The sequence below is a fragment of the Massilia frigida genome, from assembly GCF_011682175.1.
GTDB classification, from domain to species: Bacteria; Pseudomonadota; Gammaproteobacteria; order Burkholderiales; family Burkholderiaceae_D; genus Telluria_A; species Telluria_A frigida.
In genome coordinates, this window is record NZ_WHJG01000002.1 from 323,265 (window position 1) to 337,243 (window position 13,979).

Consider the following 13,979-nt stretch of genomic DNA (forward strand, 5'->3'; position numbering starts at 1 on the left):
TGGTAGTGTTTCTTAAATTTCGTCGAGCGTTTTTCCGGCCAGCGCCGAGCGCACGCTCTGGTCCATGCGGCGCGACGCGAATTCTTCGGTGCCGTGGGCCAGCGCATCGACCGCTGCGTGCAATGCTGCCTGCTTCGGTGCGGGCTCGCCGTCCTCGACGTTCGATGCCGCCAGCGCGGCGCGCACGCCGTCCATCAGCGCATCGACCGAGGCGCGTTCCTCGCTTGAGAGCAGGCGGGCGTCTCCATCGAGCGCAGATTGCGTGGCCAGCAGGATGCGCTCGGCCTCGACCTGTTCTTCGCGCAGCGCGCGCCGCACCATGTCGCCTTGCGCCGAGGTGTACGAATCCTGCAGCATGCGCGCCACTTCATCGTCGGCCAGGCCGTAGGATGGCTTGACGGTGATCGACGCTTCGACGCCGGAACGCGTTTCGCGCGCCGACACCGACAGCAAGCCATCGGCATCGACCTGATAGGTGATGCGGATGCGGGCGGCGCCGGCGACCATCGGTGGAATGCCGCGCAGCTCGAAGCGCGCCAGCGAACGGCAGTCCGATACCAGTTCGCGCTCGCCCTGCAGCACGTGCACCGCCAGCGCGGTCTGGCCATCCTTGAAGGTGGTGAATTCCTGCGCGCGGGCGCATGGAATGGTCGAATTGCGGGGGATGATTTTTTCGACCAGGCCGCCCATCGTCTCGATACCGAGCGAGAGCGGAATCACGTCGAGCAGCAGCCAGTCGTCGCCAGCGGCGCGGTTACCGGCCAGCAGATTGGCCTGGATGGCGGCGCCCAGCGCCACCACTTTGTCCGGATCGATGTTCGCGTGCGGGATGGTCTTGAAAAATTCGGTGACCGCGCGCCGCACGTGCGGCATGCGGGTGGCGCCGCCGACCATCACCACACCGTCGACATCATCGACCGACACCGAGGCGTCGCGCATGGCTTTTTTGATCGCGGTCATGGTCTTGTTGACCAGGTGCCTGGTGATGTCGGCAAAGACTTCGGCGCTGATTTTCACGTGCACGATCTCGCCGGAGTTCAGCATGGCGTCGATGGTGGTGTCGGCGTTGGTCGAGAGCAGTTCCTTGGCCTGGCGCGCCTTGACCATCAGGATCGCGGTGTCTTCGTCGGACAAGGGGGCCAGCTTGGCCTGCTCGCACACCCAGCAGAACAGGCGGTGGTCGAAGTCGTCGCCGCCTAGCGCGGAATCGCCGCCCGTGGACAGCACCTCGAACACGCCCTTGGACAATTTGAGGATGGAGATGTCGAAGGTGCCGCCGCCAAGGTCGTAGACGGCGAACACGCCTTCGGAACCGTGATCGAGACCGTAGGCGATGGCCGCGGCAGTCGGCTCGCTCAAGAGGCGCAGCACGTTCAGGCCGGCCAGCTGGGCCGCATCCTTGGTGGCCTGGCGCTGGGCATCGTCGAAGTAGGCGGGCACGGTGATGACGGCGCCGACCAGCTCGTCGCCGAGCGAGTCTTCGGCGCGCTGGCGCAGCGTGGCCAGGATCTGGGCCGAGATTTCAACCGGGCTTTTGATGCCAGCCACGGTTTTCAGTTGCACCATGCCGGGCGAGTCCTGGAAATCGTAGGGCAGGTTTTCAGCGTAGGCGATGTCGGCCAGGCCGCGTCCCATGAAGCGCTTGACCGAGACGATGGTGTTCTTCGGATCGGTGGTCTGGTGGGCCTGGGCCTTGTAGCCGATGTTGGCGTGGCCGTTCGGCAGGTAGCGCACGATGGACGGCAGCAGCGGCCGGCCCTCTTCGTCGCTCAATACTTCGGGACTGCCGCTGCGCACGGTGGCGACCAGCGAATTGGTGGTGCCCAGGTCGATGCCGATGGCCAGCCGATGCTGGTGCGGCGCGGTCGACATGCCGGGTTCTGAAATTTGCAAAAGTGCCATGTAAGTACCGATTTCTTTTTATATGCGAGTGCCCGCGTCGTTCCAGCCATTGGCAGGAACGACGCGGGCACGCCTGGCGCAAGCGTCCAGACCGTTCTTATTGTTCGAGCGCGTCGAAGGCGAAGCTAAGTTCTTCACCGAATTTTTCCAGAAACATCAGCGCCCTCACCCCTTGCGCGGCCTGTTCGTAATCGCCCGCGTCAAGCTGCCCGCCGATCTGCACCAGGCGCGAGGTGCGTTCCTGCTTGACCTGCTCGTCGAGCGCTTCCAGCGCGTCCAGATCCTTGGCCGCGCGCGCGTCGCCGAGCGCTTCGCGCCACGCCATCTGCTGCATCAGGAATGCCATCGGCATGGCCGTGTTCGACTCGGTTTGCAAGTCGACGCCATTCTGCTCGCACAAATACTGGGCGCGCTTCTGCGGGTTTTTCAGGGTCTGGTAGGCTTCGTTGGCGCGTGTCGCCCATTGCATGGCGACCCGTTTTTCGGCGTCGGTGGCGTTGACGAAGCGGTCGGGATGCACCTGCCCCTGGACGTCGCGGTAAGCGGCGTCGAGGGCGCCCGTGTCGAGCGTGAAACGGGGCGGCAGGTTGAAGAGATCGAAGTGATTCTGCATGGGTGCGGCTATCCGACCGAGGTCAGATGCGGAAGCTTTCGCCGCAACCGCACTCGTCCTTGACGTGCGGATTGTTGAAGCGGAAGCCTTCGTTCAAGCCCTCGCGCGTGAAGTCGAGCTCGGTGCCATCGATGTACGGCAGGCTTTTCGGGTCGACAAAGACCTTCACGCCGTGCGACTCGAAGACATTGTCTTCGGCCGCCGCTTCATCGACATATTCGAGCTTGTAGGCCAGGCCCGAGCAGCCCGTGGTGCGCACGCCAAAACGCAAGCCGACACCCTTGCCGCGACGTTCGATGAAGCGGTTGATGTGCTTGGCTGCTTTTTCGGTCAGTGTGATTGCCATGTTTCCCTCCGCGTTTACTACGCTTATTTCAACTTCAGGCGACGGCCGGATGCTTGGTCTTGTAGTCCAACACGGCCGCCTTGATCGCGTCTTCCGCCAGGATCGAGCAGTGAATCTTGACCGGTGGCAGGGCCAGTTCTTCGGCGATCTGGGTGTTCTTGATCGACAGCGCCTGGTCCAGCGTCTTGCCCTTGACCCATTCGGTCACCAGCGACGACGAGGCAATCGCCGAGCCGCAGCCGTAGGTCTTGAATTTTGCGTCTTCGATCAGGCCATCGGCGCCAACCTTGATTTGCAGCTTCATCACGTCGCCGCAGGCCGGCGCGCCGACCATGCCGGTGCCGATGGTTTCGTCGCCCTTGTCGAAGGCGCCGACGTTACGTGGATTTTCGTAGTGGTCCAACACTTTGTCCGAGTATGCCATGGTAAAACTCCTGAATATTCAATACGGTTAGTGGGCTGCCCATTGGATCGAACTGATGTCGATGCCTTCTTTGAACATGTCCCACAGCGGCGACAGTTCGCGCAGCTTGTGGACTTTCGACTTGAGCAGGTCCACTGCGAAGTCGATGTCGGCTTCGGTCGAAAAACGGCCGATGGTAAAGCGGATCGAGCTGTGCGCCAGCTCATCGCTGCGGCCCAGGGCGCGCAGCACATACGATGGCTCCAGGCTGGCCGAAGTACAGGCCGAACCGGACGACACGGCGATATCCTTGATCGCCATGATCAGCGACTCGCCTTCGACGTAGTTGAAGCTCACGTTCAGGTTGTGCGGCACGCGGTGTTCCATGTCGCCATTGATATAGACTTCCTCGATCTCTTGCAAGCCCTTGGCCAGACGGTCGCGCAGCGCGGTGATGCGCGTGATTTCGCTGTCCATCTCTTCCTTGGCGATGCGGAAAGCCTCGCCCATGCCGACGATCTGGTGGGTTGGCAGGGTGCCCGAGCGCAAGCCGCGCTCGTGACCGCCGCCGTGCATCTGCGCTTCGAGGCGCACGCGCGGCTTGCGGCGCACGTACAGGGCGCCGATGCCTTTCGGGCCGTAGGTCTTGTGCGCGGTGAAGGTCATCAGGTCGACCTTGCTGTTGGCCAAGTCGATATGCACCTTGCCGGTCGCTTGCGCCGCGTCGCAATGGAAAATGATGCCTTTCGAGCGGCACAGCGCGGCCAATTCTTCGATCGGCTGGATCACGCCGATTTCGTTGTTGACCAGCATGACCGACACCAAAATCGTGTCCGGGCGAATCGCCGCTTCGAGCTGGGCGACCGTGATCAGGCCGTTATCTTGCGGCTCGAGGTAGGTAGCGTCGAAACCGACGCGTTCGAGTTCGCGCACGGTGTCGAGCACGGCTTTATGCTCGGTCTTGACGGTGATGATGTGCTTGCCCTTGGTCTTGTAGAACTGGGCAGCGCCCTTGAGCGCGAGGTTGTTGCTTTCGGTCGCGCCGGAAGTCCAGATGATCTCGCGTGGATCGGCGCCGACCAGGGCGGCCACGTGGGCGCGCGCTTCCTCGACTGCCGCTTCGGCGGTCCAGCCGTACATATGGCTGCGCGATGCCGGATTGCCGAACTGCTCGCGCAGGTAAGGAATCATTTTGTCCGCCACACGCGGATCGATCGGCGTCGTCGCCGAGTAATCCATGTAGATCGGGAAATGCGGGGCAGTCACGAAAGTCTGCTCGAGGTTTTTGTCCAAAGGCGCGTTCATCAAATCACTCCAATATGCTTCAATTTTGTCCGACGGCGGCGTGCGGGCGGTGTACGTGCACGACGTTTTGTTCAGAATTCTTTTGCTTTTGCTGGTCGACCAGGTCTTGCAGCGAGACCGAATCGAGATAGTCGACCATCTTTTCGTTCAGCGTGGCCCACAGTTCATGCGTCATGCAGCGGGTACCGGTGGCCGCATCGGCGCCGTGGCAATTTTCCTTGCCGCCGCACTGGGTCGCGTCGAGCGGTTCATCGACGGCGATGATGATGTCGGCCACGGTGACCTTGTCGGCGCGGCGCGCCAGACTGTAGCCGCCGCCGGGGCCGCGGATCGACTCGACGATTTCATGGCGGCGCAGCTTGCCGAACAATTGCTCCAGGTACGAGAGCGAAATGGCCTGGCGCTGGCTGATGCCCGACAGCGTGACAGGGCCCTTGCCCTGTCGCAGGGCAAGATCGATCATCGCAGTTACAGCAAAACGGCCTTTTGTGGTCAGACGCATCACAATCCCGGTCACAGTGGTAAAATATTGCCTCAATTCAATCAACGAGGTCGATGCATCCTGCCATCAAAGACCGTATTAGTTGATCGAATTAGTCAAGTATATCAAATACGGGGCATCTTGTCTTGGGAGCCCCTGTTTTCCCCCAGGGCTGCCAAGCCCGACTTCAGGGCACGAGCCCGGCATTGCACCGGGCTGCGGCAGCATCCGCTCATCCGGCATGCATGGAACGGTACTGCCAAGATAGTCGGGCTGCCGGCCCTTGCCGCATGATGCGTCCCTGGCCGACACTGCGCAGGCGCACATCCAGGTTCGAGAGCGCCTGCGCTCCGGCGGCTATTGCCATCGGCTCATCATCCTGGGCGGCGCTGGCAAGCCGGCATTGTCGATACTCAACAAACCAAGCGCGAGTCATACCCTGACCATGCCAGACATCCATTTTTCGCGGGCTTGATCAAGCCCGGCCGGTCAAAGTCCTGCGGCGCGCAGCAAGTGCATCGGCCCGAACAGGGCTTGCATTCCGGCATGCTGGATAAACGACAAATTATACGGATGCTCGGAGCTCAGCTGCGGAAAACTCTTAGTTTCCGGCAATTTTTGTAATTGTTCCGCAATTTTCCCCCACAGCACCAGCGTGGGAGCCTGTTGCCGGGCAGCCAGCGCGGCCATCACCGTTTGCAGGAATGGCAGCCAGGCACGCGCATCGATCACAGGCGCCACATGGGAACGGAACACCAGCGAGGCGTTGAGCAGCAGAAACCCTTGCTGCGTCAGCTTGTGCTGCAACTCGGCCAGGGTCTGGATGCTGCCGTTGCTCGCCGCAGCGGCCGCTACCGGCGCCAAGGCCGCGCCGCCGGTATCGCCGGCTTGCAACTGCCCATCGGCCACCAGCAGCATTTTCATGAAGTTGCGCAGCGAGGTCGCCTTGTTGACCGGCTTGGACAGCCCGCTCTCGCACCATAGCTTGCCCACAGCCCCATCCATGAAGCAGACGCCGGTGGCACTCTCGGCGCGCGGATACGGCCCCTCGCCCACCAGCACATAGCGCACCTGGTCGAGCGGCAAGGCAAAGGCGGCGAACAGGCGCTGTTCGGTGGGCAGGTAGTTATCGGCGGCCAGGGTCGGCAGGTAGAGGGGCTCGGCGCGCATGACCGCGTCCAGTCCCTGGCGCAGGATCGGCTGCCAGGATGGGTCGGCACGCGAGACGGCGTCGAGAATGGCGGGAGGAATGGGTTGGACGGACATCGGGACCTGCCGGTGAAAAAGGGAGGATTGTAGCCGACCGGGCTTGCCGCCAGCACGCCGGATGATGCAATTTCAACCACGCGGCGCTTTTTTTGGAATCCGTGCATGATGCTGCCAACCCGATTGGGATGACGTAGCAACAACTAACCTATTCAGCTTTGGAGACTTATATGCAAACCATTCAAAATGTCATGACCCGCGACGTGCAACGTGTTTCGCCGGAAGACAGCGTTCACCGCGCCGCGCAGATCATGAAAGAATTCAATATCGGCTCCGTTCCTGTCGTTGACGGCGAGAAGCTGGTCGGCATGATCACCGACCGCGACATCACCGTGCGCTCCACCGCTGCCGGCAAGGCCCCGGAAAGCCACCGCGTCGGCGACGTGATGAGCACCGAAGTGCGCACCTGCTTCGCGACCCAGTCGGTCGATGAAGTCCTGACCCAGATGGGCGACGTGCAGATCCGCCGCGTGCCGGTTGTTGACCAGCAATCGCACTCATTGGTCGGCATCGTGTCGCTGGGCGACATGGCGACCAAGCAAACCACCGGCGTCGGCGAGGCCTTGCAAGAGATTTCGTCGCCAACCGATGGTGCGGCAAAAGCGAACTAAGCACAGCAGACGATCACCGCAGGCGGGGCCACGTGCCTCGCCTGCAAACATGCGGGGCCGCCTGGCCCCGTAGCAAAGCCAGCCCTTCTCACCGCTGCGACCCCATTGCAGAACATCAAGCCGCACTGCGCCCCATCGCAGAACATCAATCCGCACTGCGCCCCATCGCTTCGAGCGCGCCAACCCATTTGTCCAGCGCCAGCCGTTCCGGATCGCCGACCATGCCGATCAGGGTATCGCGCACCGGCGCCACGCCAACAAACCCCAGGATATTGCGCTTGAGCGACTTGACGCTGTGCGCCCGGAAATACCAGCGATACAGCAGCGCCGGCATGCCCATCGTGACCACCACGCGCGCCGAGCGTCCGGACAAGCCCTTCTTGGCCAGCGGATGCATGCGGTCGCCCGGAAAGGCAAAACCCGGCCGCGCCACCTGCTCCAGAAAGCCTTTTAGCAAGGCCGGCATGTCTCCCAGCCAGAGCGGGAAGAAAAACACCATGTGCTGGGCCCAGCGGATATCTTCTTGCGCCTGCTGCAAGCCGGGCGGCAACGGACCGTGCTCCCACTCATCCTGGCTGCGGAGGATAGGAAAGTCGAGCGCGGCGACCTGCGTTTGCCGCACCTCGTGCCCCGCTTTGGCCGCCCCAGCGCCGTAGGCGGCCGCGAGCGCGTGACACAAATGCCCCTGCGCCGCATCGGGATGACCCTGGATTAACAGAATGCGCTTATGCATGGCATGCCTTCCGACAGAATCGCATTGTCATACGCCCCCTCGGCACGGCGAGCGCACATGGCTTACCTGTTTATTTATATGACAGGCCAGCGCCGGCTTGGTTCCCCATCTTGATATGGTATTGCGCATGGGTCTGCTCCTGTTTTGTGCGAACCAGGGCAGCTATGCTCAGGGGAATCGGGGCGTGCGCCCTGCCGGACTGATCGAAAGAGGAACAGCATGTCGGACACGAATCTTACGCAAGGCACTCAACGGTCGTTTTTTTCGACCCTGGCGGCGATCGCCTGGTCGTTTGTCGGCCTGCGCCGCAAATCCGACTTCGACCGCGACGTCACGGCCCTCAATCCCGCGTACGTGATCATGGCCGGGCTGATCGGCGTGGCGCTGCTGATCGCCACCCTGCTCGGCGTGGTGGCGTTCGCTACCCGCTAAGGACCTGTTCCATCGAGGAGCAGGCCCAGGGCACGCTTATTCGGCGTCGGGCTGGCGCGATGGATGCGCCTCGGCAAAAGCCGGCAGCGCGGCGCACACGGCGTCGATGCGGGCAATGGTTGGATACGGCGCCAGGTCCACGTGAAAGCGGCGCGCATTGAATACCTGCGGCACCAGGCAGCAATCCGCCATGGTCGGCATGTCGCCGTGGCAAAAACGGCCTGTGTCACGCGAATGCGCCAGGTGCGCTTCCAGGGCGGCCATTCCTTCGCGCAGCCAGTGCACATACCAGCCGGTTTTGGCTTCTTCCGACAAACCGACCTCATTCACCAGATGGCGCAGCACGCGCAGATTGGTCAGCGGATGGGTATCGCAAGCCACCATCAGCGCCAGCGAGCGCACCCGGGCGCGCCCGAGCGCATCGCGCGGCAGCAAGGCCACCTGTGGATGCACCTCTTCCAGGTATTCCAGGATGGCCATCGACTGCGTCAGCGTGGCACCCTTGTCCTGCAGGCTGGGCACCAGGGCGCTGGGGTTGATCGCCAGATACTCGGGCGCCAGCTGCTCGCCGCCATTGCGCAGCAAATGCACGGGCACCGATTCGTAACCCACCCCTTTCAGGTTGAGCGCGATACGCACCCGGTACGCGGCGGAACTGCGGAAGTAGGTGTACAGCTTCATGGGCGACGCTCCTCATAGACGGCTACGGTCTGGTCGATGGCGCCGAAGATGCTGGCCCCGGCGGCATCGAACATCTCGATGCGCACGCTGTCGCCGAATTTCAGGAAAGACGTTGTCGGCGCGCCATGCTCGATCGTTTCGTACATGCGCACTTCGGCCAGGCAGCAATAGCCGACGCCGCCGTTATCGATGCTCGACCCGTGCAAGTTGCCCTGCTTGTTCGACACCGTGCCGGAACCGATGATGGTGCCCGCCGCGAGTTCGCGCGTTTTGGCCGCATGCGCGACCAGTTGCGCGAAGTTGAAGGTCATGTCGTCGCCCGCGTTCGGCTTGCCGAACGGCCGCGCGTTGATCTGCACGTTCAGCGGCAGGCGCAGCTTGCTATCCTGCCATGCGTCGCCCAGTTCGTCCGGCGTGACGCAGACCGGCGAAAACGCGCTGGCCGCCTTCGACTGGAAGAAACCGAAGCCCTTGAGCAGCTCGTTCGGAATCAGGTTGCGCAGCGAAACGTCGTTGACCAGCATGACCAGGCGCACGGCCGCGGCGCTGCGCTCGACACTGGCGCCCATCGGCACGTCGCCGGTGATGACCGCCACTTCCGCTTCGAGGTCGATGCCCCACTCTTCCGACAGTGCGTAGATCGGATCGCGCGGACCGATGAAGGAATCCGAGCCGCCCTGGTACATCAGCGGATCGGTGTAGAACGACGCAGGAACCTCGGCGTTGCGTGCTTTTCGCACCAGTTCGACGTGGTTGATATAGGCCGAGCCGTCGGCCCACTGATACGCGCGCGGCAGCGGCGAATGACACAGTTCTTGGTCGAAGGGCTGCGCATCCCACGTGCCATTCTGGTTCAGGGCGATGTAGACGGCCTGCAAGCGTTCGACCACATCGTCCCAGTTGTCGAGCGCGAACTGCAAGGTCGCGGCAATCTTGGGAACCTTCTGGTAACGCGACAAGTCGCGGCTGACCACGACCAGCGAGCCGTCACGCCCGCCTGATTTCAATGTTGCAAGTTTCATGTGTGCCTTATTGTTGGTCCGCTCGGGGGTTTTCGTGCATCCAGGCCGCGTGTTTCGGCGCCTTGCGCGTCTCGGACCACTCGTTGAGCATGTCCCATTTGACGGCGTCGAGCTTCTGTTTCATCTCTGGCGTGGCCGTGTTGACGGCCAGCTCCAGGCGGTGACCGTTAGGATCGAAGAAATAGATCGACTTGAAGATGGTGTGGTTGGTCGGACCGATGACCTCGATACCGTCCGCTTCCAGGCGCGCCTTGGCGGCCAGCAGCTCGTCCATGGAGCCGACTTCCAGCGCCAGATGCTGCACCCAGGCCGGGGTATTCTCGTCGCGGCCCATCGGCGCCTGGCTCGGCAGCTCGAAGAATGCCAGCACATTGCCCATGCCGGCATCGAGAAAAACGTGCATGTACGGGTCGGGCGCGCCGGTCGACGGCACTTGGTCTTCGGCGATGGCCAGCACGAAGTCCATATTGAGGTAGTTGACGTACCACTCGACTGTCTCTTTGGCATCCTTGCAGCGATAGGCTACGTGGTGAATCCTGGTAATTTTCATGCTGTGCTCCCCTGTTGATTCCCCTATTAGAGTGCAAAACGAACTATCATTCAAACAATATTTTCAACGCGACTTATCAGATTAAGCTATGAATCCCACCCTGCGCCAGATGCGCGCCCTCGTCGCGCTTGCCAAGACCGGCAGTTTTACCCTGGCGGCCGAGTATCTCCACGTGACCCAGGCGGCGCTATCGGGGCTGATCAAGGAGCTCGAACTGACCCTGGGCGTGCGCGTGGTCGACCGCAGCACGCGCCGGATCGCCCTGACCGAGGTCGGGCGTGAGCTGACGCCCCTGTTTTCCAAGATGATAGATGACCTCGACGGCGCGCTGCTCGACATCGCCAGCCAGACACGGCTGAAAAAAGGCGTGGTCCGGATCGCGGCCCCGCAGTTGATGTCGTGCACCTTGCTGCCGCAGGTCATCGCCGCCTACCGTAAGGTGTATCCGGAAATCCAGGTGCGCCTGGTCGATTGCGCGGTCGAAAACGTGACGGCGCGCGTGTTCAGCGGCGAGGTCGACTGCGGCATCGGACCGGAACGCGATCCCACCGCGCAGATCGAGGCGGTGGTGCTGTTCGAGATGCCCTTCGTGCTGGTGTTTCCGCAGCAGCACCCGCTCGAGCAGCGCGAGCGCGTGACATGGTCGGACCTGGCAGCCTACCCGTTCATCTCGCTGCAAGGGCAGTTCACCGAGCGCCTGCTGAGCGACATGCACCATTCGCTGCGCGATGTGCCGCTCAATCCGGTCAATGAAGTCACGTTCATGACGACCGCGCTGGCCATGGTCAGCGCCGGACTGGGCGTGACCGTCTGCCTGCCGTATGCCGAGCCGCTGGTACGCTTGCATCAGTTGCACATGCGCCAGTTGCACGAACCGGAACTGACGCGGCGTTTTTTCGTGTACACGCGCGACAAGCGCTCGCTGTCGCCGGCGGCGGAAAGCTTTATGGCCTTCCTGTTCAAGTTCGTCGAGTCGCATGACTGGAACATTCCCATCGCGGTAGGTCAGGAGCCTGCGCAGTCTTGAGCCGATCACATGGCGCCATAGCTTGCGCGCATAGCGCCATGTGATCGGCTGCGGACGGTCGCAATACGCCATCGACCGCGGACGCGCCAAGGCGCCATCGATCACCGACGTGCAGACGACGCCATCGATCGTGAATGCACAAACGACGCTATCGATCGTGGAGGCTCAACACCCGCAGCAGGCCACGGACGCTGCGAGCCGCCATCTGCCGGGCGCGCTCACGAAGCGTCATGGACAGCGCGCCTTGCCGCCGCTGCGCCGGTGGCGCGCCGCCTCTATAATTGATGCTCGCCTCCAACGGATACTACCCATGTCACACAACACCATCGCCATCAACCAGCGCATGGATCAATTCGACGGCCACCATCGCGTGTGGCTGTTCGGCTATGGCTCGCTGATCTTCAAGGCGGACTTTCCGTACATCGAGCGCAAACCGGCGACGATCAGCAATTGGACCAGGCGCTTCTGGCAAGGTTCACACGATCACCGCGGCACGGAGACTGCCCCGGGCCGCGTGGCCACGCTGATTGCGCAGTCCGGCGCCGTCACCGCCGGCATGGCTTACCTGATCACCCCCGAAGTGTTTGCCCATCTGGACCACCGCGAAAAGAACGGCTATCTGCGTCTGGCAACCGACATCCGCTTCGAGGACGGCGGCAGCGAACTCGGGCTGGTGTACATCGCGACCGAAGACAATGCCGCCTTCCTCGGCGAGGCGAGCGAGCGTGATATTGCCCGTCAAATCGCGCGCTCGCACGGCCCGAGCGGCGCCAACCGCGATTATCTGATCGACCTTGCCCACGCGCTGCGCGAACTGGGCATGGAAGACGCGCACGTGTTTGAAATCGAGCGGTATTTAACTGACCTGCGTGAATAAGCACGGCTAGCGAGCCGCGAAAAATGTTTTATCGAGCGCCTCCTATCCAAACAAATCCAGCTGCCCTGTCGCGTTGCCGCATTGCTTGGCGGGCGCTGTCGGCACCACCAGCGGCCGCTTGAACCGTGCGGCATCGAGTTGCGCAAAGCGCCCGCTGGTCGCGTTCATGCCCAGCCGCTCCACCGCCTTGACGAAACGCTGGCGTATCAAATCCGCCCAAACGCCCTCCCCGTGCATGCGCTTGCTGAAGTCGCTGTCATAGTCCTTGCCGCCACGCAGCTCGCGCACCCGGTTCATCACGCGCTGCGCCCGCTCGGGAAAGTGCGCTTGCAACCATTCCTGGAACAGCGGATTGACCTCCCACGGCAGGCGCAGCACGACGTAGTGCGCGCTCACTGCACCGGCATCGCGCGCGGCTTCCAGCACCCGCTCGAGCTCGGGCTCGCTGATGAAGGGAATCACCGGCGCGACGCTGACCCGCACCGGGATGCCCGCGTCCGTCAGCCGCCTAATCGTGCGCAGGCGCCGCGCCGGTGCCGCCGCGCGCGGTTCCAGCGTGCGCGAGATTTCCGGGTCGAGCGTGGTGATGGTAACCGCCGCAATCGCCTGGTTCTTGGCCGCCATGGCCGAAATGCTACCGGTGTCGGTGGAGGCGGCGCGCGACGCCGGCGCCGTCAGCGCGCATTACGTCGTGCTGCGCTTGCCATGGGAAGTCAATCCCCTGTTCCAGCAATGGCTGGAGGTGCATTTCCCCGAGCGCGATATGCGCGGCGGCAAGGAGTACGACAGCGACTTCAGCAAGCGCATGTCGGGCGAGGGCGTGTGGGCCACCTTATTCGACAGCGTTTCGTCAAGGCGGTGCAGCGGCTGGGCATGAACCCATGTCGTTATACACATCTTTTTTTATAATAAAATCAACGACTTGCGCCTGACATCGCTAGGGCGCCGTCGACATGAAACGACAGAGAATCAGTGCGGTTGATCTTAAAATACCCGCATTTCGCTTAATTTTTAGGCAAAACCTCATGGAAATCGCCGCCCCGGGCTGAAATGACGTTGCGCGGAAAAAGATGTGTATAACGATATGGCATGAACCTGAGCAGCGGGCGCTTTGCCGAGCTTGATACATCGCGTTTCAAGCGGCCGCTGGTGGTGCCGCCGTTGAAGGCCCAGCAATTCGGCAAGGCGGCGGGACAGTTGGATTTGTTTTCGTAGGTCCCCCTGACGGGGTTTGCCACTGCGAGGTTTTTGCCCTTCATTGACCGCGCCATGCGGGGTGCATAGTCACGAAATATTTTAGAGGATGCACACAAAACATGATCACTTACATGAGATATTATTTGCTAATATTGCAAAAAACATTAAAACGAAACGTTTTGATGTGGGCAGTATCCAGATCGAAAAACGGGGGAAGCAAGTGTATATATGGTTACGCATGCTGTACGTGTTTATCGTTGCCCGGTTCCTCAAACCGCTGGAACGCAGGAATTCAACCTCCGGGTTGAAGCTGTTCTGTAACGGCTGCTGCCTCGCCAAGGCCGACTCAATCAGCCTCGACCTGTTTCTGCGCACTGGGCTGTTCTTTCACGCCCGCGCAAATTTTGGCTCTATGACGTTTTCGGTGAAACTTGACGACCGCCACGGTATCGCCTAATTGAAACCGACCGCTTCGCGGCGGCCTGCAAGGGATTGACGGGTAAATGAGCGAGTTTGGACATGCGCAGATAGGC

Annotated in this window: 17 protein-coding genes and 2 pseudogenes; 7 read left to right on the forward strand and 12 right to left on the reverse strand. The window is 61.9% G+C overall.

Annotation, left to right across the window (positions count from 1 at the left end):
• Positions 1–12: 12 nt before the first annotated feature.
• The 7 genes from hscA to F2P44_RS03855 form a co-directional block, all read right to left on the reverse strand.
• On the reverse strand, positions 13–1,902 hold the full coding sequence (gene hscA / locus F2P44_RS03825; protein ID WP_167085162.1) for a Fe-S protein assembly chaperone HscA: 1,890 nt from the start codon (positions 1,900–1,902) through the stop codon (positions 13–15).
• A gap of 97 nt (positions 1,903–1,999) precedes the next feature.
• Complete coding sequence (hscB, locus tag F2P44_RS03830; RefSeq protein ID WP_167085164.1) at positions 2,000–2,515, reverse strand: Fe-S protein assembly co-chaperone HscB; 516 nt, start codon at positions 2,513–2,515, stop codon at positions 2,000–2,002.
• Positions 2,516–2,537: 22 nt separating this feature from the next.
• A complete protein-coding gene (gene iscA, locus F2P44_RS03835; RefSeq protein ID WP_166876663.1) occupies positions 2,538–2,861 on the reverse strand; it encodes an iron-sulfur cluster assembly protein IscA in 324 nt (107 codons plus the stop codon).
• Positions 2,862–2,895: 34 nt separating this feature from the next.
• Positions 2,896–3,285 (reverse strand): Fe-S cluster assembly scaffold IscU, encoded by a 390-nt coding sequence (iscU, locus tag F2P44_RS03840; RefSeq protein ID WP_099876445.1) that lies wholly within the window; start codon positions 3,283–3,285, stop codon positions 2,896–2,898.
• 27 nt (positions 3,286–3,312) lie between these two features.
• Positions 3,313–4,569 (reverse strand): IscS subfamily cysteine desulfurase, encoded by a 1,257-nt coding sequence (locus F2P44_RS03845; RefSeq protein WP_167085166.1) that lies wholly within the window; start codon positions 4,567–4,569, stop codon positions 3,313–3,315.
• A 19-nt stretch (positions 4,570–4,588) separates the two neighbouring features.
• Positions 4,589–5,071 (reverse strand): Fe-S cluster assembly transcriptional regulator IscR, encoded by a 483-nt coding sequence (iscR, locus tag F2P44_RS03850; RefSeq protein WP_166876672.1) that lies wholly within the window; start codon positions 5,069–5,071, stop codon positions 4,589–4,591.
• Between the two features lie 468 nt (positions 5,072–5,539).
• Positions 5,540–6,316: a uracil-DNA glycosylase family protein gene (locus F2P44_RS03855; RefSeq protein ID WP_167085168.1), complete on the reverse strand. Its 777-nt coding sequence runs from the start codon at positions 6,314–6,316 to the stop codon at positions 5,540–5,542.
• Between the two features lie 170 nt (positions 6,317–6,486).
• Here F2P44_RS03855 and F2P44_RS03860 point away from each other — a divergent pair, with 170 nt between their 5' ends.
• A complete protein-coding gene (locus F2P44_RS03860) occupies positions 6,487–6,927 on the forward strand; it encodes a CBS domain-containing protein (protein WP_167085170.1) in 441 nt (146 codons plus the stop codon).
• A gap of 145 nt (positions 6,928–7,072) precedes the next feature.
• On the opposite strand, the gene F2P44_RS03865 is transcribed toward F2P44_RS03860, so the two are convergent.
• Positions 7,073–7,660, reverse strand: a complete 588-nt coding sequence (locus F2P44_RS03865) for an NAD(P)H-dependent oxidoreductase (RefSeq protein WP_167085172.1) — start codon at positions 7,658–7,660, stop codon at positions 7,073–7,075.
• Positions 7,661–7,879: 219 nt separating this feature from the next.
• Between F2P44_RS03865 and F2P44_RS03870 the strand changes: the two genes are divergently transcribed.
• Complete coding sequence (locus tag F2P44_RS03870; protein WP_167085173.1) at positions 7,880–8,092, forward strand: DUF2970 domain-containing protein; 213 nt, start codon at positions 7,880–7,882, stop codon at positions 8,090–8,092.
• A 36-nt stretch (positions 8,093–8,128) separates the two neighbouring features.
• On the opposite strand, the gene maiA is transcribed toward F2P44_RS03870, so the two are convergent.
• From maiA to F2P44_RS03885, 3 genes are read right to left on the reverse strand one after another with little or no spacing between them, the layout of a single operon-like run.
• A complete protein-coding gene (gene maiA, locus F2P44_RS03875) occupies positions 8,129–8,773 on the reverse strand; it encodes a maleylacetoacetate isomerase (RefSeq protein ID WP_167085176.1) in 645 nt (214 codons plus the stop codon).
• Positions 8,770–9,795: a fumarylacetoacetate hydrolase family protein gene (locus F2P44_RS03880; protein WP_167085178.1), complete on the reverse strand. Its 1,026-nt coding sequence runs from the start codon at positions 9,793–9,795 to the stop codon at positions 8,770–8,772. The genes maiA and F2P44_RS03880 overlap by 4 nt, the downstream gene beginning before the upstream one ends.
• Positions 9,796–9,802: 7 nt before the next feature.
• Positions 9,803–10,345 (reverse strand): VOC family protein, encoded by a 543-nt coding sequence (locus F2P44_RS03885; protein WP_167085180.1) that lies wholly within the window; start codon positions 10,343–10,345, stop codon positions 9,803–9,805.
• 88 nt (positions 10,346–10,433) lie between these two features.
• On the opposite strand from F2P44_RS03885, the gene F2P44_RS03890 reads away from it, so the two are divergent.
• The gene (locus F2P44_RS03890; RefSeq protein WP_167085182.1) at positions 10,434–11,372 is read left to right on the forward strand and encodes a LysR family transcriptional regulator; all 939 of its coding nucleotides are present in this window, start codon (positions 10,434–10,436) and stop codon (positions 11,370–11,372) included.
• Between the two features lie 310 nt (positions 11,373–11,682).
• The gene (locus F2P44_RS03895; protein ID WP_167085228.1) at positions 11,683–12,249 is read left to right on the forward strand and encodes a gamma-glutamylcyclotransferase; all 567 of its coding nucleotides are present in this window, start codon (positions 11,683–11,685) and stop codon (positions 12,247–12,249) included.
• Positions 12,250–12,291: 42 nt separating this feature from the next.
• On the opposite strand, the pseudogene F2P44_RS03900 reads toward F2P44_RS03895, so the two are convergent.
• Positions 12,292–12,894: pseudogene (locus F2P44_RS03900) on the reverse strand (SPL family radical SAM protein); the annotation flags it as partial.
• A gap of 1 nt (position 12,895) precedes the next feature.
• Here F2P44_RS03900 and F2P44_RS03905 point away from each other — a divergent pair.
• The 3 genes and pseudogenes from F2P44_RS03905 to F2P44_RS03910 all read left to right on the forward strand — a co-directional run.
• Positions 12,896–13,128 (forward strand): annotated as a pseudogene (locus F2P44_RS03905) (PA0069 family radical SAM protein); the annotation flags it as partial.
• A 210-nt stretch (positions 13,129–13,338) separates the two neighbouring features.
• The gene (locus F2P44_RS36060) at positions 13,339–13,464 is read left to right on the forward strand and encodes a hypothetical protein (protein WP_267877577.1); all 126 of its coding nucleotides are present in this window, start codon (positions 13,339–13,341) and stop codon (positions 13,462–13,464) included.
• Between the two features lie 88 nt (positions 13,465–13,552).
• Positions 13,553–13,903 (forward strand): hypothetical protein, encoded by a 351-nt coding sequence (locus tag F2P44_RS03910; RefSeq protein ID WP_167085184.1) that lies wholly within the window; start codon positions 13,553–13,555, stop codon positions 13,901–13,903.
• The last annotated feature ends 76 nt before the right edge of the window (positions 13,904–13,979 follow it).